Origin of the sequence: Clostridium aestuarii, from assembly GCF_026735135.1 — a bacterium.
Taxonomy (GTDB): Bacteria; Bacillota; Clostridia; order Clostridiales; family Clostridiaceae; genus Clostridium_H; species Clostridium_H aestuarii.
This window is the reverse complement of the sequence record NZ_JAPQER010000005.1, coordinates 117,428-140,506: the sequence shown is the minus strand read 5'-3', so window position 1 is coordinate 140,506 and position 23,079 is coordinate 117,428. Positions and strand designations below refer to the sequence as shown.

21 protein-coding genes and 2 other annotated features are annotated in these 23,079 nt (G+C 28.2%); of the genes, 4 read left to right on the top strand and 17 right to left on the bottom strand.

Going from position 1 to position 23,079, the window contains the following annotated elements; genetic code table 11:
* Positions 1–22 precede the first annotated feature (22 nt).
* Positions 23–1,018 carry a ketol-acid reductoisomerase gene (ilvC, locus tag OW763_RS12465; RefSeq protein WP_268041468.1) on the bottom strand — a complete coding sequence of 332 codons (996 nt, stop codon included), beginning with the start codon at positions 1,016–1,018 and terminating at the stop codon, positions 23–25.
* Positions 1,019–1,119: 101 nt separating this feature from the next.
* Positions 1,120–1,323 (bottom strand) — a binding site (T-box leader).
* A gap of 108 nt (positions 1,324–1,431) precedes the next feature.
* Positions 1,432–1,636 (bottom strand) — a binding site (T-box leader).
* Positions 1,637–1,785: 149 nt separating this feature from the next.
* Between ilvC and ilvD the strand changes: the two genes are divergently transcribed.
* Positions 1,786–3,447: a dihydroxy-acid dehydratase gene (gene ilvD, locus OW763_RS12460; protein ID WP_268041467.1), complete on the top strand. Its 1,662-nt coding sequence runs from the start codon at positions 1,786–1,788 to the stop codon at positions 3,445–3,447.
* A gap of 47 nt (positions 3,448–3,494) precedes the next feature.
* Here ilvD and OW763_RS12455 read toward each other — a convergent pair whose 3' ends face one another.
* The 5 genes from OW763_RS12455 to OW763_RS12435 form a co-directional block, all read right to left on the bottom strand.
* Positions 3,495–4,808 (bottom strand): aspartate kinase, encoded by a 1,314-nt coding sequence (locus OW763_RS12455; RefSeq protein WP_268041466.1) that lies wholly within the window; start codon positions 4,806–4,808, stop codon positions 3,495–3,497.
* A gap of 224 nt (positions 4,809–5,032) precedes the next feature.
* Positions 5,033–5,902, bottom strand: a complete 870-nt coding sequence (locus tag OW763_RS12450) for a DegV family protein (RefSeq protein WP_268041465.1) — start codon at positions 5,900–5,902, stop codon at positions 5,033–5,035.
* A 12-nt stretch (positions 5,903–5,914) separates the two neighbouring features.
* A complete protein-coding gene (locus tag OW763_RS12445) occupies positions 5,915–6,070 on the bottom strand; it encodes a hypothetical protein (protein WP_268041464.1) in 156 nt (51 codons plus the stop codon).
* A 17-nt stretch (positions 6,071–6,087) separates the two neighbouring features.
* Entirely contained in the window at positions 6,088–6,954 is an 867-nt protein-coding gene (locus OW763_RS12440) for a methionyl aminopeptidase (RefSeq protein ID WP_268041463.1), read from the bottom strand.
* Between the two features lie 278 nt (positions 6,955–7,232).
* Positions 7,233–8,489, bottom strand: a complete 1,257-nt coding sequence (locus OW763_RS12435) for a uracil-xanthine permease family protein (protein WP_268041462.1) — start codon at positions 8,487–8,489, stop codon at positions 7,233–7,235.
* Between the two features lie 902 nt (positions 8,490–9,391).
* On the opposite strand from OW763_RS12435, the gene OW763_RS12430 reads away from it, so the two are divergent.
* Positions 9,392–9,982, top strand: a complete 591-nt coding sequence (locus OW763_RS12430) for a superoxide dismutase (RefSeq protein ID WP_268041461.1) — start codon at positions 9,392–9,394, stop codon at positions 9,980–9,982.
* 90 nt (positions 9,983–10,072) lie between these two features.
* On the opposite strand, the gene OW763_RS12425 is transcribed toward OW763_RS12430, so the two are convergent.
* The 7 genes from OW763_RS12425 to OW763_RS12395 all read right to left on the bottom strand — a co-directional run bounded on the left by OW763_RS12425 (position 10,073) and on the right by OW763_RS12395 (position 13,707).
* On the bottom strand, positions 10,073–10,963 hold the full coding sequence (locus tag OW763_RS12425) for a DMT family transporter (protein ID WP_268041460.1): 891 nt from the start codon (positions 10,961–10,963) through the stop codon (positions 10,073–10,075).
* A 147-nt stretch (positions 10,964–11,110) separates the two neighbouring features.
* On the bottom strand, positions 11,111–11,581 hold the full coding sequence (locus OW763_RS12420) for a sporulation membrane protein YtrI (RefSeq protein WP_268041459.1): 471 nt from the start codon (positions 11,579–11,581) through the stop codon (positions 11,111–11,113).
* Complete coding sequence (locus OW763_RS12415; RefSeq protein ID WP_268041458.1) at positions 11,569–11,907, bottom strand: YtrH family sporulation protein; 339 nt, start codon at positions 11,905–11,907, stop codon at positions 11,569–11,571. Before OW763_RS12415 ends, OW763_RS12420 begins: the two co-directional genes overlap by 13 nt.
* A 160-nt stretch (positions 11,908–12,067) precedes the next feature.
* Positions 12,068–12,292: a hypothetical protein gene (locus tag OW763_RS12410; protein ID WP_268041457.1), complete on the bottom strand. Its 225-nt coding sequence runs from the start codon at positions 12,290–12,292 to the stop codon at positions 12,068–12,070.
* 221 nt (positions 12,293–12,513) lie between these two features.
* Positions 12,514–12,762: a spore coat protein gene (locus OW763_RS12405; protein WP_268041456.1), complete on the bottom strand. Its 249-nt coding sequence runs from the start codon at positions 12,760–12,762 to the stop codon at positions 12,514–12,516.
* 27 nt (positions 12,763–12,789) lie between these two features.
* On the bottom strand, positions 12,790–12,972 hold the full coding sequence (locus OW763_RS12400) for a hypothetical protein (RefSeq protein WP_268041455.1): 183 nt from the start codon (positions 12,970–12,972) through the stop codon (positions 12,790–12,792).
* Positions 12,973–13,047: 75 nt separating this feature from the next.
* Entirely contained in the window at positions 13,048–13,707 is a 660-nt protein-coding gene (locus OW763_RS12395) for a hypothetical protein (RefSeq protein WP_268041454.1), read from the bottom strand.
* Positions 13,708–13,877: 170 nt separating this feature from the next.
* Here OW763_RS12395 and OW763_RS12390 point away from each other — a divergent pair, with 170 nt between their 5' ends.
* Positions 13,878–15,263 carry an MATE family efflux transporter gene (locus OW763_RS12390; protein WP_268041453.1) on the top strand — a complete coding sequence of 462 codons (1,386 nt, stop codon included), beginning with the start codon at positions 13,878–13,880 and terminating at the stop codon, positions 15,261–15,263.
* 37 nt (positions 15,264–15,300) lie between these two features.
* Here the strand turns inward: OW763_RS12390 and OW763_RS12385 are convergent, their stop codons facing one another.
* The 4 genes from OW763_RS12385 to OW763_RS12370 form a co-directional block, all read right to left on the bottom strand.
* On the bottom strand, positions 15,301–15,999 hold the full coding sequence (locus OW763_RS12385; protein ID WP_268041452.1) for an MgtC/SapB family protein: 699 nt from the start codon (positions 15,997–15,999) through the stop codon (positions 15,301–15,303).
* 100 nt (positions 16,000–16,099) lie between these two features.
* The gene (locus tag OW763_RS12380; RefSeq protein ID WP_418921802.1) at positions 16,100–17,911 is read right to left on the bottom strand and encodes a hypothetical protein; all 1,812 of its coding nucleotides are present in this window, start codon (positions 17,909–17,911) and stop codon (positions 16,100–16,102) included.
* A gap of 168 nt (positions 17,912–18,079) precedes the next feature.
* On the bottom strand, positions 18,080–19,426 hold the full coding sequence (locus OW763_RS12375) for a citrate/2-methylcitrate synthase (RefSeq protein WP_268041524.1): 1,347 nt from the start codon (positions 19,424–19,426) through the stop codon (positions 18,080–18,082).
* 473 nt (positions 19,427–19,899) lie between these two features.
* Positions 19,900–20,817: a DUF7916 family protein gene (locus OW763_RS12370; RefSeq protein ID WP_268041451.1), complete on the bottom strand. Its 918-nt coding sequence runs from the start codon at positions 20,815–20,817 to the stop codon at positions 19,900–19,902.
* Positions 20,818–21,166: 349 nt separating this feature from the next.
* On the opposite strand from OW763_RS12370, the gene OW763_RS12365 reads away from it, so the two are divergent.
* Entirely contained in the window at positions 21,167–22,597 is a 1,431-nt protein-coding gene (locus OW763_RS12365) for a cation:proton antiporter (RefSeq protein ID WP_268041450.1), read from the top strand.
* Positions 22,598–23,079 lie beyond the last annotated feature (482 nt).

Here is a 23,079-nt window from a genome sequence, read left to right as displayed (position 1 = left end):
TTTATAGCCCCCATTGCAAACTTTATTTATTGCCTAACCACGGCATCATACCTCTAAGGTTTTTACCTACTTCTTCTATTTGATGCTCTTTTTCATTTCTTCTTACTGCTGTAAAGCTAGGTCTATTGATTTTATTTTCCATAAGCCAATCTCTTGCAAAAGTTCCATCTTGAATTTCTTCTAATACTTTTTTCATTTCTTTTTTTGTTTCTTCTGTTATAATTCTTTTTCCTATTCTATAATCACCATATTCAGCAGTATCACTTATAGAATATCTCATTTTTTCAAATCCACCTTCGTAAATTAAATCTACTATAAGCTTCATTTCATGTACACATTCAAAATAAGCATTTTCTGGTGCATATCCTGCTTCTACTAATGTTTCAAATCCAGCCTTCATAAGTGCTGTTACTCCTCCACAAAGAACTGCCTGTTCACCGAAAAGATCTGTTTCTGTTTCAACTCTAAATGTAGTTTCTAAAACTCCACCTCTAGTTCCACCTATTCCTTTTGCATATGCAAGAGCATATTCTTTAGCCTTTCCTGTATAATCTTGATATACAGCAATAAGAGCTGGAACTCCGCTTCCTTCTTCATATTGTCTTCTTACTATATGTCCTGGTCCTTTTGGTGCAGCCATGAAAACATCAACATATGCTGGTGGAACTATTTGACCATAATGAATATTAAATCCATGTGCAAAAACTAATGCATTTCCTTCTTTTAAGTTTGGCTCTACCTTAGTTTTGTATAATTCTGCCTGTTTTTCATCTGGTATTAATATCATTACTATATCAGCTTGTTTTACTGCTTCAGCAGTTTCTAAAACCTTTAATCCGGCTTCTTCTGCAAGTTCTTTAGATTTACTTCCTTCATAAAGACCAACAACCACATCTACTCCACTTTCTTTTAGATTCAATGCATGTGCATGACCTTGACTTCCATAACCAATTACTGCAACCTTTTTTCCTTTTAATAATTCTAAATTTGCATCAACATCATAATAAACTTTTGACATTTTTATAGCCTCCTCTTTATAAATTACCCCTATTAATTTGTTTTTATTTATTTATAAAATTAAAATTTATAAATCTATTTAATAAAAAAAAGACTTTTCATCCATGAGGCGAAAAATCTATAATACCCGCGGTACCACTCACATTTATAACTCAATTTTTAACGACAATTTGCCGGCACAGCTTACTATAAGTTCAGCTTGCAACTCCAGGGTGATCTTCAATAAAATGTTGTCTATAGGCTCTCAGCTTTGCCTACTCTCTGTAAGACTAATTTTTATCTACACGTCCCATTCTCAGCTTTTATATATTTTCACCTTTATTATGAAAATTCGGAATAATATAATTATATAAAATCATTAGTACCTGTAATCTAAACGTAGTTATTTTTTAATAATAAAAAAAGACCTTCCGTCCATGAGGCGAAAAATCCATAATACTCGCGGTACCACTCACATTTTTAACTTTAATTAATAACGACATCTCGTCGGCACAGCTTACTATAAATTCAGCCTGCAGCTCTAGGGTGATATTCAATAAAAACTCATCTATGGGCTTTCACCTAATCCCACTCTCTTTAAGTTTAATTTTTATTTACTCGTCCCCGTCTCAGCATTTTTCAAAACAATATTTTGTATTTGAAATGTAGTATACTATGACATTTATCCTCTGTCAAGCAAAATTTTAAAACTTTTTAACTAAAATCGAAGTTGACACTTATAAATATTTACTGTATATTAAAATGCAAATATATAGAGGGGGCTTTAATATGATTAGTAATGAAGTAACAAAAGGAGCTGCAAGAGCACCTCATAGATCTTTATTCTATGCTATGGGCTATTTACCTGAAGATTTAGAAAAACCATTAATTGGTGTAGTTAATGCACATAGTGAAATAATTCCTGGTCACTTTCATCTAAACGAAATAGTTCAATCTGTAAAACTTGGAATATCTGCTGCTGGTGGAACTCCAATAGAATTTCCATCAATAGGAATATGTGATGGTATTTCCATGAATCATAGTGGAATGAAATATCCACTTGCTAGTCGTGAACTTATTGCAGATTCTATAGAAGCTGTAACAATGGGGCATAAATTTGACGGTTTAGTATTGGTAGGAAATTGCGATAAAATTGTACCTGGTATGTTAATGGCAGCTGCAAGACTTAATATTCCTTCGATATATGTTAGTGGTGGACCTATGCTTCCTGGAAATCATAGAGGTAGAACAACAGACCTTGTTTCAGCATTTGAAGGAGTTGGTTCTCATGCTGAAGGAAAAATTTCAGATGAAGAACTAAAAGAAATAGAACACAGTTCTTGTCCTACTTGTGGAAGTTGTGCTGGATTATTTACAGCAAACAGTATGAACAGCTTAGCTGAAGCTTTAGGAATGGCACTTCCTGGAAACGGAACAATTCCTGCTCCATATGGACGAAGACGTCAACTTGCAAAACGTACTGGTATGCAAATTATGCATTTAGTAAAAGAAAATATACTTCCTAGACATATACTAACAGAAAAAACTTTTAAAAATGCTATTGCCTTGGATATGGCTATAGGTGGTTCAAGTAATACAACACTTCACTTATTAGCTATAGCTAGAGAAGCAAAGGTAGCTTTAACCCTTGATGAATTTGATGTAATAAGTAAAAAAGTTCCACATATAACCAAATTAAGTCCTGCTGGTAAACATCATATGGTAGATTTAGATGAGGCTGGAGGTATTTCAGCAGTTTTAAATATTTTGAAAAAAGCAAATCTAATTTCTCCTAATGAAATAACAGTTACAGGAAAAACATTAGGTGAAAATATACAAAATGCAACAGTCTTAGATGATACTGTAATAAGATCTTTAGATAATCCTTACTCAAAAGAAGGTGGAATTGCAATACTTAAAGGAAATCTTGCAGAAGAGGGTTCGGTTGTAAAGCAATCTGCTGTAGAACCTGAAATGATGCATCACAAGGGTCCTGCAAAAGTATTTGAATCAGAAGAAAGCGCATTTGATGCAATTATGAACAAGAAAATTATAGCTGGAGATGTAGTAGTAATAAGATATGAAGGTCCTAAAGGCTGTCCTGGAATGCGTGAAATGTTAAGCCCAACAGCAGCTATTATTGGATTAGGTCTTGAAAAGAGCACCGCTCTTATAACTGATGGACGTTTTTCTGGTGGTACTAGAGGACCCTGCATAGGTCACATTGCTCCTGAAGCCGCTGAAGGAGGACCTATTGCAATAATTGAAGATGGAGATATGATAGAAATTGATATTCCTAATAGAAGAATAACCTTAGATTTACCTGATAAAGAAATTAAGAAAAGACTTTCTACTTGGGAATGTCCTGAATCCAAAGCACAAGAAGGTACTTACCTTCGTAGATACAGCAAACTAGTTACTTCTGCAAGTAAAGGCGCAGTACTTGAATAAAAGGAAATTGCTTAGCAATTTCCTTTTATTCGTTCATATTAATATTTTTAAAATACATTATATATAGCATTTATTGCTTTCTCAAAATCCTCTGCTTGTACTCCTATTATGATATTCATTTCACTTGATCCTTGATCAATCATTCTAATATTAACCTTATTTTTAGCAAGAGCTGTAAAAATTTTTTGAGAGACACCTACCGTTCTAGCCATTCCTCTTCCTACTGTTGCTATAAGTGCCATATTAGGAATAACATGAATAGTGTCTGGATTACACTGTCTCTTTATTCCATCAAGAATTTTGTCCAATTTATTGTCTAACTGAGAATCATTAACTACAACAGACATAGTATCTATACCTGAAGGCATATGTTCAAAAGATACTCCATAAGCTTCCAAAACAGAAAGAAGTCTTCTGCCAAATCCTATTTCTGCATTCATGAATGCCTTTTCTACCGCAATAACTGTAAAATCTTTTCGTCCTGCTATACCAGTAATAGTATATAGATTTTCCTCAGCATTTTCATCATTTATTATAATAGTACCCTTATCTTGTGGCGAATTTGTATTCTTAATATTTATTGGAATTTTCCCTTCTCTTGCTGGGAAAATAGCTTCTTCATGAAGGACTGTAGCTCCCATATAAGCAAGCTCTCTGAGTTCCTTATACGTAATGTTCTCTATAGGCTTAGGATTTTCAACTATTCTTGGATCTGCCATTAAAAATCCAGAAACATCTGTCCAATTTTCATATAAACTAGCCTGTACATCACGAGCAATTATTGATCCTGTAATATCCGAACCTCCACGTGAAAAAGTTTTGATTTCTTTATTTGGCATTACTCCATAAAATCCTGGAATTACAGCTTTTTCTGTATTATTCAATTTTTTTTCAATAGCACACTTAGTAGCTTCTGAATCAAAGCATCCATATTTATCAAATAATATTAAGTCAGCTGCATCAATAAAATTAAATCCCAAAAAATCTGCAAGTATTAATCCATTTAAATATTCCCCTCTGCTAGCTGTATAATCAGCACTAGCTCCATTTTTAATTTTATTTTTAACTTCTTGTAAATAAAATTCTATATTAAAATCAATAGAAAGTTCAGTTACTATTTCTTTATACCTGTCAGATATAATTCCAAAAACATAATCAAAAGAAATTCCTTGCTGCACATGTGCATGGCACAAATAAAAGAGATCTGTTATTTTATAATCCTTATCATACCTTTTCCCTGGTGCAGATGGAACTATAAATTGTCTTCTTTCATCACTTAAAACTATTGATTTCACTTTTCTAAATTGCTTAGCATTAGCAAGTGAACTGCCCCCAAATTTAGCAACTATAATATCATTCATTACTTTACCCCCTATATTCTACATAATCTCCCTAGTGTTTTTAATTATACATCTTATCATAATTTTAAAATTTTTCAAGTGTTTTTTGTTTTTTACAAATAAATTTAAAATTTTTCTCCTATAATAAACTATTAAAAATTAAAGAGTATAGCCTATTTAAAATCTATACTCTTAATTTTCCTCATCACTATTTAATTTTAATGATTTTTAAATATCATAATGCCTTAAACCCTAGTCTTCAATTCATCTTTTGTATAATATGCTATTCCAAAAGCTCCAGGTCCTACATGTATTCCTATAACAGGACTTATATCACATATCTTTACTTTCATTCCAAAACGTTTCTTAACCATATCCAACATTTTTTTTGCTGTTTCTTGGCAATTTATATGTAGAATAGTGACTTCTCCGAATCCATATTTTTTAACATCTTCAAATAAAATATTTAACATAGTCTGTATTGCTCTTTTTTTTGCTCTAACCTTATGTAGTACTTCTACTTTACCTTCTACTACTGTTAATATAGGTTTTATCTGAAGCAGTGATCCTATTAATGCACTAGCTCCTCCTATTCTTCCACCCTTTTTTAAATATTTAAGAGTATCTGGCGCAAATAATATCCTACTTCTTTCTTGATTTTTCTGCACTGCTTGTACCACTTCTCCTAAAGCATTACCATCATATGCAACTTTTGCAGCAGTAATAACTGCAAAAGCAAGTTGCATAGATGCAGATTTTGAATCTAAAATTTCAATTTTCGATTCTGGATAATTCTCTAAAATCATATTTTTCACAAGGCATGCAGTTGAAAAAGTACCACTCATTTTAGATGAAATAAAAATTCCAACAATATCATTATTTTCTTTCACATGCTTTTCAAATACTTTATAAATTTCATCTACAGATGGTTGTGATGATATTGGAATCGTATCACTTTTATCCATTTTTTTATAAAATTCTTCATTATTCATGTCAACTTCTCTAAAAGTATCATTTTCAATAGCTATACTTAAAGAAATCACTGAAATATCATATTTTTCTATTAGTTCCTTTGGTATATAAGAAGTACTATCTGTAATTATTTTAACGCCCATTGTTCTTCCTCCTTATTTATCAAATAGACCTCCACCATTATGGCTTTTAATACCTTTTCTTTGATTACCTATAACCTTAGTAGGTCTTAAACCATTCTTTTGATTAGCGCTATTTTTCTTTTTTTCTTCGATTAATTTTTTCATCATTTCAATATTCTTTTGTGACATAGTTTACCTCCTCCTATTTAATCCGTTAAAATTTCAACTCCATCTTCTGTAACTAATATAGTATGTTCCCACTGAGCACTACGCTTACTATCAGCAGTAATAGCTGTCCAACCATCGTCAAGTATTTTACATCTATATATTCCCTCATTAATCATGGGTTCAATTGTAAAAGTCATTCCAGGTACTAATATCATACCTGTAGTTCTATGTCCACAGTGATCAACAAATGGTTCTTCATGAAAATTTACTCCTATTCCATGTCCACCATATTCACGAACAACTGAATATCCATTACTCTCTGCATGCTTTTGAATAGCAAAACCAATATCACCAATAGTAGCAAAAGGTTTAACTTGTTCAATACCTATATATAAACATTCCTTTGCAATTCTCACTAATTTTTTAGCTTCTTCAGAGCCTTCTCCAATTATAAACATCCTACTAGCATCTCCATAATATCCATCTAGTATGCTTGTAACATCAACATTTACAATATCTCCATTTTTTAAAACTCTATCGCTAGGTATCCCATGACATACCACTTCATTTATAGAAATACAAACACTCTTAGGATATCCCATATAATTTAAAGGCGCTGGAATCGCCCCTAACTCTAAGGTATATTCATGAACCCAAGTATTTATTTCATCAGTAGTTATACCTTCTTTTATTCTTTCAGCTACCATATCTAATACCTTTTTAGTAACCTGAGAACTTTTTCTAATACCTTCTATTTGTTCTGGAGTTTTAATAATTTCTCTAGGAGGGGCTATTAATCCTTCCATTTCCATAATACTTAGTTTTTCATCTTGTTTTAGATGACAGTTTTTATATTTTTTACCACTTCCACACCAACACAAATCATTTCTTGATAATTTTCCCATTTCTTCACCTTCTAAAAATAATAATAATTCTCTTTATATATTATATTGATTTTAAACTTTTCAGTTATTACTATATCACATTTTACTCAATATTACATTTACAAAATAAATAAACTTAAAAATGAAAATATATGTTAACAAATCATTCATAAAGATTTTTAAACATATATTGCTAAAAACAAATTTTACTAGGGTATAAAAGCAAACTGAATGCCACCTAGCACTCAGCTTGTTTTTATACCCTATCTTGTAATGGTTCTTTTTATTACTTTTTTGACCTATTTTTTTGACAGTGCATTCATTAACGCATTCATTAACACTCCTACTATTGCTGCAAAGCTTAAGCCTTGAATACTAACAGTAGCTGTTACAGGAATTCCTATATTTATTCCTGTGTAAGTTGGTAATAATCCTAACACTAATATTGTTAACATTATTATTATATTTTTAATATTAAATTCTACTTTACTACTCTTTATTGTTTTAACACCTACGAATGCTATCATACAGTAAAGCATTAAGCTTATTCCACCCATTACTGGTACTGGTATTGTCTTTAAGAATCCACCTACTTTTCCTACAAACCCTAATACTACTGCAAACACTGCTGCTAATCTAAGTATTGAAGGATCATAGTTCTTAGTTATTGCAAGCACACTTGTATTTTCACCATAAGTTGTATTAGCAGGTCCTCCTACAAATCCAGCAAATAATGTTGCAAGCCCATCTCCCAATAATGTTCTATTTAAACCTGGATTTTCTATAAAGTTTTGTCCTACAACCTCTCCATTAGTTGTTATATCCCCTATATGTTCCATAAATACTGCAAGTACAACAGGTGCAATTATTGCTATTGCTCCGATATCAAACTTTGGAAGAGTAAAATTTGGTAATGCAAACATTGCTGAACTTTGCATTACTGTTGTATTAACTAATCCCATGCTTAATGATACTAAGTATCCAACTAGTACTCCTATTAATATTGAAAGCTGCTTTATAAGTCCTTTACCAAAGAATGTAATTCCAACTGCTGTTCCAAGTGTAATTGCCGCTACTAAATAATTAGCTTTTGCATTTCCTAATGCTACTGGAATAAGATTTAATCCTATTACCATTATCATTGGACCAACAACCTGTGACGGTAATAATTTTCTTACTTTATCAACACCAATTTTTTTGATTAAAAACGAAACTAAAATATAAATTAAACCAGCAACTACTATACCACCTTGAGCATAAGTTAAATCTCCATTAAACTGTTTGCTTACTGTCTGTATACCTGCTATAAATGCAAAAGATGACCCTAAGAAAACAGGTATTTTCCCTTTTGTTACACGATGGAATAAAAGAGTTCCTACACCTGCTGAGAACAGTGCAACCGAAGGATTAAATCCTGTAAGAATTGGCACTAACACAGTAGCACCAAACATTGCTATTAAATGTTGAAGAGCCAAAATCACCTTTTTGGATGCTTCTAATACTTTCGAACTTTCTTTTAATTCTACATTTGATTTTTTTAATACATTTTCTGACATAAAAAAAACCTCCTTATATTTAATCTAAGGAGAAACTATTCTTCTCCTTTTTTCAGTCTCACAGGACTGAATTAAAAAGTATTTTAAATTTATATATAATTTGATAAATAAAAAAACTTCTTACCTGCTGGCAAGAAGTTGTACTCTTAATCGTAAAAATACATACGTAGCTATACTTCTAATCTTGCCAGCCTCACTGGACTGCTTTTAAAGATTATCTTTATCTTTACTTATGATATCACTTTTTTATTATATTTTCAATAGAAAAAATAATTTATATTTATTTTTATTGATATAGTAATCATTTGCTTTGTAATACAGCTAATACACACCTCCTATGCCTTTATGTGTCAAAGTATTTTTTAAATCTGTTTTTAATTTATTATCTATATATTTGCTATTATTAATCATATTATATGCATCTATAATTATATTTTTACACATAATTTTATTAGGTACATTTATTTTTTCAATAAATTCTATATAGTCTCTAACTTTTTTATCATTTAAGTTATCTTCAAGTCTAACTGTATTTTTTATTAATTTCTGTATATTCTTCTTTTGCTCTTCTTCAGCTTTTATAGTTTTTATCCTCTCTTTAATTACTAATGTTGGTATGGATAATAATCCTACAATCGCTAAAATTCCTGTAATTGCATCATTTTTATTATATTTAATTTTAATTCCACCCCTTATAATAATTGTTCCTATTATATATTTATATTCAATTATTTATATTTTAAAATAAAAAAATTTTAAATTTATTAACTATAGCCTATATTAATTCTTTCATATTAAATATAGCAACTATTTCCTCATAAATATAAGTAAAACTATACATATAATATGTAAGTATCATAAATAATATAAGTGTTATAAACTTTATTTAGCGAGGTGATACTATGTTTACTTTACCTAATTTACCTTATGCATATAATGCACTAGAACCTTATTATGATGAACAGACGTTAAAAATTCACCATGATAAACATCATAAATCTTATGTAGATGGACTTAACAAAGCAGAAACAAAGCTTGAAGAAGCACGAAACAGTGGTGATTTTTCTCTTATAAAACATTGGGAACGTGAACTTGCTTTTCATGGTTCTGGGCACATATTGCATACTATGTTCTGGGAAAACATGATACCTGGAGGTTCTACACTTTCTGGAGAATTAGTTGGAAGAATAGATCAAGATTTTGGAAACTTTGAAAACTTCAAAAAACAATTTGAAGAAGCTGCAATAACCGTGGAAGGATCTGGATGGTGTACTCTTGTATGGATTCCTAAATTGCAAAAACTTGAAATACTTCAAATAGAAAAGCATCAAGACCTAACCTTATGGGGATGCAAACCTCTTTTAATTATTGATGTATGGGAACATTCTTATTATTTAAAACATCAAAATAACAGAGCAAATTACTTAAAAGATTGGTGGAATATAATAAATTGGGATGATGTTAATAGAAGATATGTTGAAGTTCTTAAATAATAATAACTAAAACTAAGTTAATTAACAAAGCAAAAGACCATAAATATAATTTAATATTTATGGTCTTTTCTGCAAATATATATAATTTACTTATTTCTTATTATCTAATTGAATTAACACTACCGAAAATAGTATGAAACCCATTCCTATCAATTGTGGAATCTGTAATATTTCTCTGAATATAACAAATCCTAATATAGCTGCAACTATAGGTTCAATACTACATATAATACTGGCCTTTCCAGATTCTACATACTGTAGTGCTTTTACAAAAACTCCATTAGGAATAACTGTAGCTACTATACCTATACTAATAACATAAAACAATGATGTGGAATTATTAATTTTTGATAATATAGTCCACGGTGACCTAAAAATCCATAAAAATAATGCAGCAAATAAAAATGAATATATTAGATGAGTTTTTGGGGAATATTTGTTTGCTCCAATTTTACCTAAAACATTTTGTAGTGCAACAGTAAATCCTGATATTACGCCAAATACTATCCCAATAAAATTCACTTTAAAGGCTTGGATATCATAAGCTTTTACAATTAAAATACACCCTACTATTGATAAAACTAGTGCTATAATCTTTTTCTTTGTAAATTTTTCTCCAAATAAAAAATATGACATAACCATTACAAAAATAGGATTTGTAAATAGTAAAACCGATGCAATTCCAATACTTGTATACTTTACTGCATATGTAAAGGAAAGAAACATTCCATCTAACGCAACTACACCATATAGAATAAAAAACATTATTCCCTTGAAATCAGTCTTAAAACATTTAGTGTCTCTAACTAAATTATATATAACATAAAAAATAACTGCCACAGTAGGTCTCAGTGCAGATACTGATAATTCATCAAATCCTAAAATATCTAATTTTTTTGTTAAAATACCCATTAGTCCCCAACAAACTCCAGCTAATGCAACAAGCATATAACCTTCATTAACTTTTTTTGTATTCTCCATTGTGAATTCCTCCTTTAATACAAAAAAATTCATAAGCCAAAACCTTATATATTTTAACACAAAAATTAGATTAAGTACATCTTATAACAATATTATCATTTGAGTAAATTGCATAATTAAAAATTTGCATATAACTATATAATTTCCTTATTTAATTAATTTAACTTCTACCCATAATTTAAATATTGGAGATACCATCATTCTTTTTACTCTCATTTGATATTGTTTTCCATCAGTTTTCATTATTCTTTTGTCAATAACCTCTAATAATATTTCCCCATCTATCTTTTCTACTTCTTTTCCAATCAACCTTTTAAATTTTTCTTTTATATTTTTCTCTAAAGTTATTCTTACCATCTCATCATCTTGTTCTTCATTCTCAAATTCTAACTCCACTTCTATACTATTAATTAGAAGTCTTTTTTTATCAATTATTTCACTCAGTTTTTCAAGACGCATTTCTTTATCTTCTACTGTTGCTTGAAGATATTGAACTTTCTTCATATAATTATCTATCTTGTATCCAACTAAAAGGTTCACTGCTACAACTCCAAATATTCCCCCAATAAACAAACCAGTTATAAAAAATAAAGCGTATTTATTTTTTATTTCATCCATATTTGACCACACCTATGAATTAATTTTATAAATTTAAGTCCTAAATTAGCTCCAATAAGAGCTGCTAAAATATATACTATTTGTTTTGCAAGTGAAGTAACTTCTCCTCTAAATATTCCTTCTTCAATTACTTGAAACGAAGAGAATGTTCCACCTAATGCAGTAGCTATTGCCCATATTTTTATAGAATTTGCTAAATTAATCATAGTTTTTAATGGAGGGTCATTATTCATCAATGCTCCAATTCCTGCAAAAGTACTTCCACCTACTATAACTCCAAAAGAAATAAAAAAACTATATATAACATTAGATATAAAAACAGACACTAGCATCACCTTTTCATATGAAAATTGTATTTCCATATAATTTATGATACTAGTATCCTCATTATTACCCTTCATTACTATAGAATAATATAATTCTACCTTTCATTCTTACTATAAAAAAACATTTTATAGATATCCAATATTTTATTATGTTTATATTTTAATCTTCTCTGTAACCATATTTCTCTTTCATATTCTCTATTTCACCATTACGCTCTTTTAAATTATGATTATACCCATAAACTAAATTTTTCATTTCTGCTTCTTTATCTATTTCTACTTCTTTTGCCTTAGTATTTTTTTCAAATCCTGTTTTATAACCATGTTTTCCCATATAAGCATCACGTCTCAAGTCACTTATAATATTATCTAATTTATCATTCATTTTAACTGCTCCTTATAAAGTTAGCATTCAACTGATTTGTTTTTTCTTTATCTATATTTTCATCACCCTTATTGCTTATTTATATCATGCCTTATTATTTTTACTTTTATATTCTTATTTAATACCATTTAATAACTTTTAATTATCTGAAAATAAGCCTCTGCATAAAACCCAAAGACTTATTTTTATAGAGAATTATTATTCTAATTAGTGTATCTTTATTATGCTTGATTTAATTGTGATTTAACCTGCTGTCTTTCCTGTTGAGTTACTTGTGCTGCTGGATTATAGTATCCTTTTTGCTTCGCTATATTATATAAATCATATTGAAATTTTTCGCCTTCATCTCTCAATTGCTGAATAGTCTTTCTTAATTCTTGATTATCACATTGAGTTACAACATTAGCATAGCCTGTCATGCTATTATTAACCATTGACAATATATCATTAACCATCTCTTTTTCTTGCATACTGTATCCCTCTCTTTTATTTGAATTTTATAGTAATCCCATCAAATTTTGTGCAGTTTGTTGTGCAGATGCAGCTGCTTGTTGGAACATTTGCTTAATTTGTTGATCCTGGCATTGATTTGCATAATCATTTAATTTACAATTCATAGTCTGATGACTCCCTATAAGGTGTCTTAAGTTTTGCAATTCCATTTGATTTAATTGTTCCATACTATTTCCTCCTTTTAATTTTTATTTCCGATAGTATTGTGTGTTAAATTAAGTAATAATATGTGCTATAATTTTTCACTTTCTACTTTCTTCATATTTATCAATACATACAATTTCATCTAATTTTTTCAAAGTATTTTTATAGCCTATTTTTATAAACTCATTATTATATAACTCCTTATAACTTAACTTATCTATATCATAATTTAATATTCTAGGATAATTCTCTCCATAAAGTTTTTTTAGAAATAATTCACAATCTTTTTTAATTAAATTACACCCATCTTTATCACCATAAGATAGGTCTTTAATATGCTCATTCAAAACTTCTATAATTCCATACAGTTGATATATATAACTCATTTCCTTTAAATCAAATTCACTTGAAAGCGCAGCTACCATCTTAGAATATTCTTTATTTATTGGTATAGGATATTTATTAATAATTTTTTTTTGATCAAAACATTTTAAAGTTCTTATACTTTGAAACATAGCTGTACATATATCTAAACGAATAATATTTACATTTTCATAAAATTTATTTATCTTATCTTCTTTTTCATATTTTCTATTATCCTCTACAATTTTATTTTCTACTTCTATATTTTTATAAGTACAATACTTTGTAGTAAGCCAGCTGCATAATGCTCCTATTAAAGAGCCTAATATGATTGCTGAAGCCGAAATTATTGGAATTATAAATTGTTCAGAAATTAGCATTGGGAAAACTTTCACACCTAATTCAAACTCCTTTCATAAAAAACAAATTATACTACTATATTTTCCACCTAAAGTTGTTTTATTCTAAATAATTTACTTTTAAATTTTAGTGTTTTATGTAGCCTTTTACAAAAAAACATGTTATAATTATTGGCTAGTATCTTAACTAAGAAAGGAAATAAAATATGGACAAATCAAAAGAACTCGGTACTGGAAAAATTTCAAGTCTACTTTGGAAGTTTTCTATTCCTGCAATTATAGGAATGATGGTTAATGCTTTATATAATATAATAGATAGAATTTTTATAGGACAAGGCGTTGGTTCAGATGCTATAGCTGGACTTGCAATAACTCTTCCAATATCCACAATTATAATGGCTTTTGGTATGCTAGTTGGAATTGGTGCTTGTACTCTAGTTTCAATTAAATTAGGAGAGAAGAAACATAAGGAAGCTGAACAAATTTTAGGTGCAGCTGTACTTTTGGATATAATAATATCTGGAGCTGTTGGTATTTTAGGTGTTATATTTATAAAACCTATATTAATAACCTTTGGCGCAAGTAATGTAACTTTTCCCTATGCAAAAGAATATATAATAATTATTCTTGCTGGAGCTGTAGTCCAAAATATAGGCTTTGGTATAAATAACATTATACGTTCCGAGGGTAATCCAAAAATTGCCATGAGAACAATGTTAGTAGGTGGTTTTTTAAATATAATTTTAGATCCTCTATTTATATTTGATTTTGGATTAGGATTAGGTATTAAAGGAGCAGCTATTGCTACAGTAATTTCTGAAACAGTTAATACTATATTAGTAATGTATTATTTTATAAACAAAAATAGCGGAAGCATACTTAAACTTAAAAAATCAACAGTTAAATTAAACATTCAAATATCAGCTAAAATATTTGCTATAGGTCTTTCTCCTTTTTCAATGCAAATTGCGTCCAGTGCTGTAACAGCTTTATATAACAGAGGTTTATATAAATATGGTGGAGATATTGCAGTTGCAGCTATGGGTATAATAGTAAGTATTTCCCTATTTGTTTTTATGCCTATTTTTGGAATCAATCAAGGTGTGCAACCTATTTTAGGATATAATTATGGTGCAAAATCTTATGCAAGAGTTAAAGATGCTTTAAAGCTTGCTATATATGCCGGAGTTGGAATCGGAACTATAGGATTTATAGCAGTAGAGTTTTTTCCCGAAATTTTAATATCATTATTTAGTAGAAATAACCCTGAACTCATAAATCTAGGTGCTCGTGGTCTAAAAATAGATTTAATGTTTCTTCCTATAATAGGCTATCAAATTGTAGCTTCTAACTACTTCCAAGCTATAGGTAAAGCTAAAATATCTATTTTTCTTAGTTTTTTAAGACAAGTAATTGTCTTAATTCCTATTATAATTATTCTACCTAGATATTTACACTTAGACGGACTTTGGTTTTCACAGCCTATTGCAGATATAATTGCGGTTTTTATAACAGGATATTTCTTATATAAGGATATTAAACAGTTAAATAACTTACAAATGTCTCAAGAAACTAAAAAAGAATTGATATAAATTAAAATTCTATATCAATTCTTTTTTTATTTAATTTTTATACAATAGCAACTCTTACAATTCCTTCGTAAGAACTCAGATCCTGTATAATCCTTGATGAATTTAAATTTTTAGGAGTCAATACAGTATATTGAGTTGTCTTTAAAAGAGATCCATAATCTTCATCTATATAAAATTCTATATTTTTAATTTTAATATTTCTATTTTCGAAATACTCAGATACACAATCAGATAAATCTTTCTTGTTTAAATATTCTATTTCAAGTTTTATAATATTAGCTTTTTCAATAATCCTAGTTTCAATTTTTTTCAAACTTACCAAAACTCCATACATTCCTATTGTAGATACCCCAGTTAAAAAATAATATCCCATTCCTATAGCAAGTCCTATACATCCAACTACCCATATGCTAGCTGCCGTTGTCAATCCTTTAACCGAGCCCTTTTCATGTATTATTGTTCCAGCACCTAAAAAACCTATTCCTGAAACAACTTGAGCACCAACCCTTCCAATATCAGCTTTTAATGCGTTTGTAAGTTGAGGGTTCTTCGCTATAATTTGAATAGTATCATCTATCATGTGTACTTGTATCATAGATATAACTGTCGCTCCAACGCAAACTAATATATTTGTTCTAAATCCAGCTGGTCTATTTCTATATTCTCTTTCATACCCTATGATTCCACCAACCAATATAGCTATAACCAATCTTAATACGACTTCATAATTTTCCACTTTTCTACCCCTTTTTTTTCATTGTTTCAAATCATTTTAACATTATATTAGAGCTAAGTACATTATAGTTTATATCAATAGTTTTATACAAATTTATCATTTAAATTTCTTTAAAAAACTTATGGTATTTGTAATTACCAATATTTACAATAACAAGGTTCTTTCTAGCTCTAGTTATTCCTGTATAAATTAATTCTTCTGATACATTTTCAATATTATCTATTATAAAAACTAAAGAGTCTATTTCCCATCCCTTAAAATTATCAATTATAGCCAAGTTTATTTTTCCACTCTTTGCTTTAAAATTATATTTCCTGCTATATCTTATCTTGCCTATTTGATTTTTTAAAATACTTTTATAATAATTATCCCTATCCCTATATTGTTTTTTTAGTTTTTGTTGCAATTTAATATACTCTTCTTCCGTTTCAAACATAATTTCTGTTTTATATTCTGTTTGTTTTGTTATAATACTATTTAGTTTTTTGAGTTTATCTATAGATGTAGAAACAATACAAATATTTTTTATTTTAATATCTTGTTTTTTTATTATATTGTAATAAACAGTTTCAGCATCAAAATTATTATAGAATTTATAATCTATCTTTCCCTGTTCATCCCACATAGTTTTTTGTATACTAAAACAATAAATATTATCTAAATTGTACTTACTGCTAAGAAACTTTTTTTGAAATTTTATTGCAAGAGTAGCTAGATTTGTAGGCAATCTAAAAGATTGTTCTAATACATTCCACGATCCCAAAATATTAGTTTTAGTAGTTTTATTATTCTCAAGCTCTCTAATATACGCATTTTGCTTTTCATCTCCAAAAAGAACATATTCTCCATTCTTTTTTAAAAAATATTTTTTAATAATCCTAAGCCAATCTAATTTATAATCCTGTACTTCATCAATAAAAATAGAATCATATTTTTCAACTGTTTCCTTATATGATTCTAAATGTTTTACAATCTCATCACTTTCAAAATCACTATCCCATTGAAAAGGAATACCTATATTGTTTAACTGAAATTTTATAAATACATGATAGTTATTTATCTCGAAGTCTTTCCAATAAAATTCTTCTCTTATACAATTGATTTTGTTATAAATATAATTTCTTAAAGCTATATTATGAGTTAATATAAGTACCTTATTTTTTGTTCTTATATTGGCATTTACTGCTCTTTGTGCAAGAAGTAATGTCTTGCCTGATCCTACTGTCCCCTTAATTTTTTTATTTTCCTTTTTACTTTTTATAATAGTTATCTGCTTATTACTATAATTTATACTCTTGCCTTGACTACATTTATGAATAGGACAATTTAAGTATTTTTTTAATTCATCATAAACATTATCATCAAAAAATTTTGATTCACTATTTATGTTATCAAACATTTCAAAAAAACTTTTAGTATTAAGAGAATCCCTACCAAAAACTTCACATTTATTTTTTAGCTTTTTATCATTTTCTATTATGAATTTTTTTATATTTTTATTAGTTTCATTATGGAAATACACTGCACATCTAACCAAATTAAATGCATAACTATCCTCTATACTTTTTTTCAAAAGGCTTTTACTATGTAAATTATACATATTGTTTTTATGCTCCTGTACCTGACTAAATGGAGATCTGAAAACTTTAAAGTCTTTTTTCTTTCTAAAATCACCTTTATTATCACAATAATAGCTATCCAATTTCCATTCCTTAATTCCTATAATTATAATACCTCTATTTTTACTAATAACAACAATTTGAGGCTTATCTCCATTAATATTTGGCTTAAAATAAATTTCATAACTAGAATTTAATTGTGTATTTAAAAAATTTAATAAATATTTTTCTCCCTCTGTTGTATTTATATTGTTTTCTTCTATACTTTCCATATCAGGAAACATATCAGCCAAAATATCACCTCAAAACATAATAAAATTTATTAAGTAATATTTTACCATATAATTACTTTTTTTGAAATGGCTTATATATCCTATTTTACTTAAAAACTTCAAAGTATATATTAATATAAATTTTTATTTAGTATTTGGTAAAACCTAGAAGTATTATTCTTCTAGGTTTTATCTACAACTTAAATTAATATATTTTGAATTTCCATTAATATTTTTATATGCAGGTCTTATAATTTTAGGTTCACTTACAACTTGTTCTATTCTATGAGCACACCATCCCGGAACTCTAGCTGTTGCAAACAATGGTGTATATAATTCACATGGGATGTTTAACATTTCATATACAAAACCTGAGTAAAAGTCTACATTTGCACATATATTCCTATTTCCTCTTAATTCTTCAAATATCTCAATGGCCGTTTCTTCTACATTTTTATATAAATTAAATTCATTTATTCTATCTTTTTCCTCAGCTAATTCTAAAGCCTTTTTCTTAAGCATAACAGCTCTTGGATCAGAAAGAGTATAAATAGCATGCCCTATACCATATATTAAACCTGATTTATCAAAAACTTGACCTTTAACAATTTTTAAAAGATAATTTTTTATCTCATCATTGTCTTCCCAATCTTTAATATTTTCTTTTATTTCTTTCATCATATTAATGACTTTAATATTGGCCCCTCCATGTTTAGGTCCTTTTAAAGAGCCTACTGCTGAAGCTATTGCCGAATAAGTATCCGTTCCCGTAGAAGATACAACGTGAGTTGCAAATGCTGAATTATTACCGCCTCCATGTTCAGCATGTAATACTAATGCTAAATCTAAAACCTCCGCTTCGGTTTTAGTATATTTATTATCCGGTCTTATCATATAAAGAATATTTTCTGCAGTTCCAAGTTCAGCTTTAGGTGAATGTAAGTAAAGACTTTTATCATTATAGTAATGGGCTTTTGCTTGATATCCATAAGCTATCATCGTAGGAAATCTTGCTATAAGTTCTATACTTTGTCTTAATATGTTTTTTACACTAACAGCATCAGGATTATCATCAAAAGAATAAGCTGCTAATATACTTCTCTGTAGCTTATTCATAATATTCCTACTAGGGAATTTTAATATCATATCCTCAGTAAATCCATCAGGTAATGTTCTACACTCTCCTAAAACATGCTTGAATTTAACTAATTTATCTTTATTTGGAAGTTCTCCAAAAAGTAGCAAATAGCATACTTCTTCAAATCCAAATCTTTTTTCCGATTGAAATCCGTCAACAATTTCTCTTAAATTTATTCCCCTATAAGTTAATTTTCCTTCAACAGGAATCTTATTTTCTTTATTATCCATAACATATCCATGAACATTTCCAATCTTAGTCAATCCGACTAAAACTCCTGTTCCATTTTCATTTCTTAAACCTCTTTTAACATCATATTTTGTATAATATTTAGAATTAATAACATTATTGCTTTCTGCAGCAACAGTTAACTCTCCTAATATATTTTCATTAAATATATTTTCATTAAATATATTTTCTGTAAAATTATTAATCAATGTTTGCCCCCCTAAACTAAATCGTTGACTTAATATAAGTCTATCACATAATCACTCTTTAATAAATAGTAATTTGCACAAAATTGCATAATTTAATATGAAATATTTCATATTAAATATTTCATATTAAATATTTTCTATATTCTTACAATTTTGTTTTGTTTTTTTCTATTCAAACCTCTAATATCCGTGTTTTATTTATAGATGCCTTTCCCTAAATTCACATTTAATTTTGCATTTCTAAAAACATTGCAATTATATTTTTTTAAATTTCATTTGTTCTTAACACGAAATTATATTTTTATAATAAAAATACAATTTTTGTTTCCATTTATTTGTTGAAAAATCTTAAACATAACCCCCGCTACTATAAACTATAGTGGTTACATTTAAGATTTTTTGTTAAATAGTTTTATTCACGATTTACACATATTCTATCTATTTATAGATCTTGCCATTCTAATATACGTATGCCTTTTTCCCCTTATTGCAATACTATAATACATAATATTTTCTGGTACTGCAATTCCAGTATATCCAGCATCTCCTATGTGATGTATATCCGTTCCTGCCATTTTACACATAAGTGCAATTCTCTTAATAGTTTCACAATCAGCTCCTTCTTGAGATGTTCCGAGAGCTGTTAATGCCAATATTCCTAAACTATGAGCATACGATATAAGATCTTTAATATACTTAACTGTTATTCCTGGTACAGTACCGGGTGCAGGCATAAGTATTATATCTGCTCCAGCACCTACAAATTCTTTTATATCTTTCTTGGTTATAATACTCTCTCCACTTTCCTTTAATGAACCTGATGAATGCATTTTTCCAGCACAAAGAATCACTTTATCGCCTAATTCCTCATTAATATTCTTTAGCGATGATATAATTGCTTTGTTTGAAACTCCACTTCCAGGGTTTCCTGTTAAAACTATTATATTTGCTCCCATTTCATAAGCCTTAACAGCCGTTTTTCTAGTAGCTAGTCTTCCTTTTGAAATTTCGCACATATCTCCTATAGATTCTATTTCACTATCTACTGGCTCTAAGTTTATTCCTATTACTCTACCTGTAAGTCTTTTTATTTCTTTTATTATATTATTATTATCTACTTTAGAAATACCATTAAAAATTGGATTATACACATCAAACATATTAAGTAATATAATATCAGTTCCAAAAGCTGACGCAAGCTCTGCATTACTTATATTAAAGTATAAAGGCATAGCATTACCTATAACTTCTGAAACCAAAACCCGTCCTTCACTAGCAGCAATAGCTTCAAGTAATTCTTTTTTACTTATATTTTTGAAATCTGAAGAACTACAATCTAATAATCTCTTCATAGCTTAACCTCCATAAAAATCAAGTACAAAACTATTAACATATTTTTGTACTTGACTAAATTTATACTATTTTATTATTTCAAAATTAAATCTATGAATAATTCAGTTTAATTTTACTTATTTTCTATATACTATATATTAGACTTAATATAATACTAGACATTGGATAATTCACAATGTACAATTGATAACAAAGAACATTTATTAACCAAAATTTAAGCTAATTGGTTTTTTGTTCTGTATGGATATATACTTTTTTAATTATAAAATTTTATAATTAAAGAACTTCCATAATAAATTGGAATCGTTCAATTCTAAAAACATCTTAAAATTTAAGGGAGGTTTTATTATGACAGAAACTATAAATTTTGATTCTTTATTAATACTTTCTATTTTTGCATTTTTAACTCCTATTTTTATTAATTTTATAAAAAAATTTAGAGTTCCCTTTGTTGTAGGTGAAATATTTGTAGGAATTATAATAGGCAAAAGCTTTTTGAATCTAGTACATGAAGATGTATGGATAAGTTTTCTATCTCATTTAGGTCTTGCTTATCTTATGTTTTTAAGCGGACTTGAAATAGATGTAGATAGAATACGCATAGGTAGAGAAAAGACAAAAGCATTTCTTAGAATTTTAATGTCTTTTGGAATGTTTATTATATCTCTTTTAATTTCATATTTTATTTCAGAAGTTTTATATAATATGAACATTATAAAAGATATCTCATTCATGACCTTACTCTTTACCGCTTCAGCTCCAGGGCTTATAGTTCCTTTTTTAAAAGAACGAAAAATATTAAACACAGAGTACGGTCAAGCTATACTTATCTATTCATTAATTTGTGAATTTGTATGTTTAATAGCCTTAACTTTTATATCTTCTACTATAATGTACGGGTTAACATATAAAAATTTTCTATTTATAATTTTATTTGTTACAGCCTTTTTATTGTTTAAAGCTATAAAAGGTTTTTCTCTTTTTTTAGATTTATCAACAGCTTCCTTTAGAGGATTACACATTGGAGTTAGAGCAGCTTTTGCACTTATCCTTGTTCTCGTAACAATTTCAGATAAAATAGGTACTGAAATAATTTTGGGTTCCTTCTTGGCAGGTGTAATATTCACCTTAATACTTGATAAAGAAAAAGAGGATTTAAAACATGAATTAGATATACTTGGGTATGGTTTCTTAATTCCAATTTATTTTATTATGGTAGGTGTTAACTTAGATTTATCTGCTATTTTTCATAATCCAAGTTCTTTAGCAAACATTCCAATATTCATCATCATAATATTTGTAGTAAAATTAGTTCCTTCTTTGATTATGTCTTTATATTTTGGAATCAATAAAGCAATTTCTGCATCATTTATACTATCAGCACAACTTAGCTTATTAATAGTTGGAGCTCAAATGGCATTTAATCTAAATATAATAAGTTCCTCAGATTATTCTGCATTTATTTTAACAACAGTTATATCATGTATATTATTTCCTCTTTGCTTTGATAAAATATTAAAAAAAGATCATATAACTGAGTTGCCTCCCTCTTTGGTACATAAAATCTCAATAATGGAGATTATTCCACTGAATGAAGAGTTATTTGATAAACCACTAAAAGAAATACGCTTTCCACATAACTTTAGAGTTTTCATTATAATTAGAGATGGTTTGGAAATACTTCCTACAGCTGATACTAAAATATTAAAAGGTGATAGATTAATAATTGCAGGTTTATCTGACAAATCACAAGATATACTAAATTTCTTAAATAGCTAAAAACTACACATATAATTTTAAAAACTGGACATTATAATTAGTGTCAAAGAGTTTTAAAATATTGAGTTGAAATTAAGTATAATCTATCCAGCATGACTAATCACAAAAGTATTAACGAATTGAAAATCAATTCAAATATACTGGAGGTGTTTGTCTTGGAAATATTTAAGATTTAGAAACTTCATATAATACAAAAGTTCCTAAATCTAAAGATAAAATTAGCATTATATTCTATAAAACAAAATATTTTAAACTTTTGATTTTAAAAGGTAGATATATATATATCTACCTTTTATTTTTTTATTATTAAATAATACTTTTTTATTTATATATATTTTTTTGTAAATTGACTTTGAATTATTAATATGCTATTATGTACCTGTGTTTAACTTATTTTTACATTTAATTAAATTTTTTACATAACATCACATCCACATAGTTACTATCTTTATATTATTTTTTTAAATGTATTTGCTTCTATT

What these genes read in the sequence shown, in the direction of transcription:
- ilvC (WP_268041468.1), bottom strand. Translation starts at nt 1,018, where the DNA reads ATGTCAAAAGTTTATTATGATGTTGATGCAAATTTAGAATTATTAAAA.
- ilvD (WP_268041467.1), top strand. Translation starts at nt 1,786, where the DNA reads ATGATTAGTAATGAAGTAACAAAAGGAGCTGCAAGAGCACCTCATAGA.
- OW763_RS12455 (WP_268041466.1), bottom strand. Translation starts at nt 4,808, where the DNA reads ATGAATGATATTATAGTTGCTAAATTTGGGGGCAGTTCACTTGCTAAT.
- OW763_RS12450 (WP_268041465.1), bottom strand. Translation starts at nt 5,902, where the DNA reads ATGGGCGTTAAAATAATTACAGATAGTACTTCTTATATACCAAAGGAA.
- OW763_RS12445 (WP_268041464.1), bottom strand. Translation starts at nt 6,070, where the DNA reads ATGTCACAAAAGAATATTGAAATGATGAAAAAATTAATCGAAGAAAAA.
- OW763_RS12440 (WP_268041463.1), bottom strand. Translation starts at nt 6,954, where the DNA reads ATGGGAAAATTATCAAGAAATGATTTGTGTTGGTGTGGAAGTGGTAAA.
- OW763_RS12435 (WP_268041462.1), bottom strand. Translation starts at nt 8,489, where the DNA reads ATGTCAGAAAATGTATTAAAAAAATCAAATGTAGAATTAAAAGAAAGT.
- OW763_RS12430 (WP_268041461.1), top strand. Translation starts at nt 9,392, where the DNA reads ATGTTTACTTTACCTAATTTACCTTATGCATATAATGCACTAGAACCT.
- OW763_RS12425 (WP_268041460.1), bottom strand. Translation starts at nt 10,963, where the DNA reads ATGGAGAATACAAAAAAAGTTAATGAAGGTTATATGCTTGTTGCATTA.
- OW763_RS12420 (WP_268041459.1), bottom strand. Translation starts at nt 11,581, where the DNA reads ATGGATGAAATAAAAAATAAATACGCTTTATTTTTTATAACTGGTTTG.
- OW763_RS12410 (WP_268041457.1), bottom strand. Translation starts at nt 12,292, where the DNA reads ATGAATGATAAATTAGATAATATTATAAGTGACTTGAGACGTGATGCT.
- OW763_RS12405 (WP_268041456.1), bottom strand. Translation starts at nt 12,762, where the DNA reads ATGCAAGAAAAAGAGATGGTTAATGATATATTGTCAATGGTTAATAAT.
- OW763_RS12400 (WP_268041455.1), bottom strand. Translation starts at nt 12,972, where the DNA reads ATGGAACAATTAAATCAAATGGAATTGCAAAACTTAAGACACCTTATA.
- OW763_RS12390 (WP_268041453.1), top strand. Translation starts at nt 13,878, where the DNA reads ATGGACAAATCAAAAGAACTCGGTACTGGAAAAATTTCAAGTCTACTT.
- OW763_RS12370 (WP_268041451.1), bottom strand. Translation starts at nt 20,817, where the DNA reads ATGAAGAGATTATTAGATTGTAGTTCTTCAGATTTCAAAAATATAAGT.
- OW763_RS12365 (WP_268041450.1), top strand. Translation starts at nt 21,167, where the DNA reads ATGACAGAAACTATAAATTTTGATTCTTTATTAATACTTTCTATTTTT.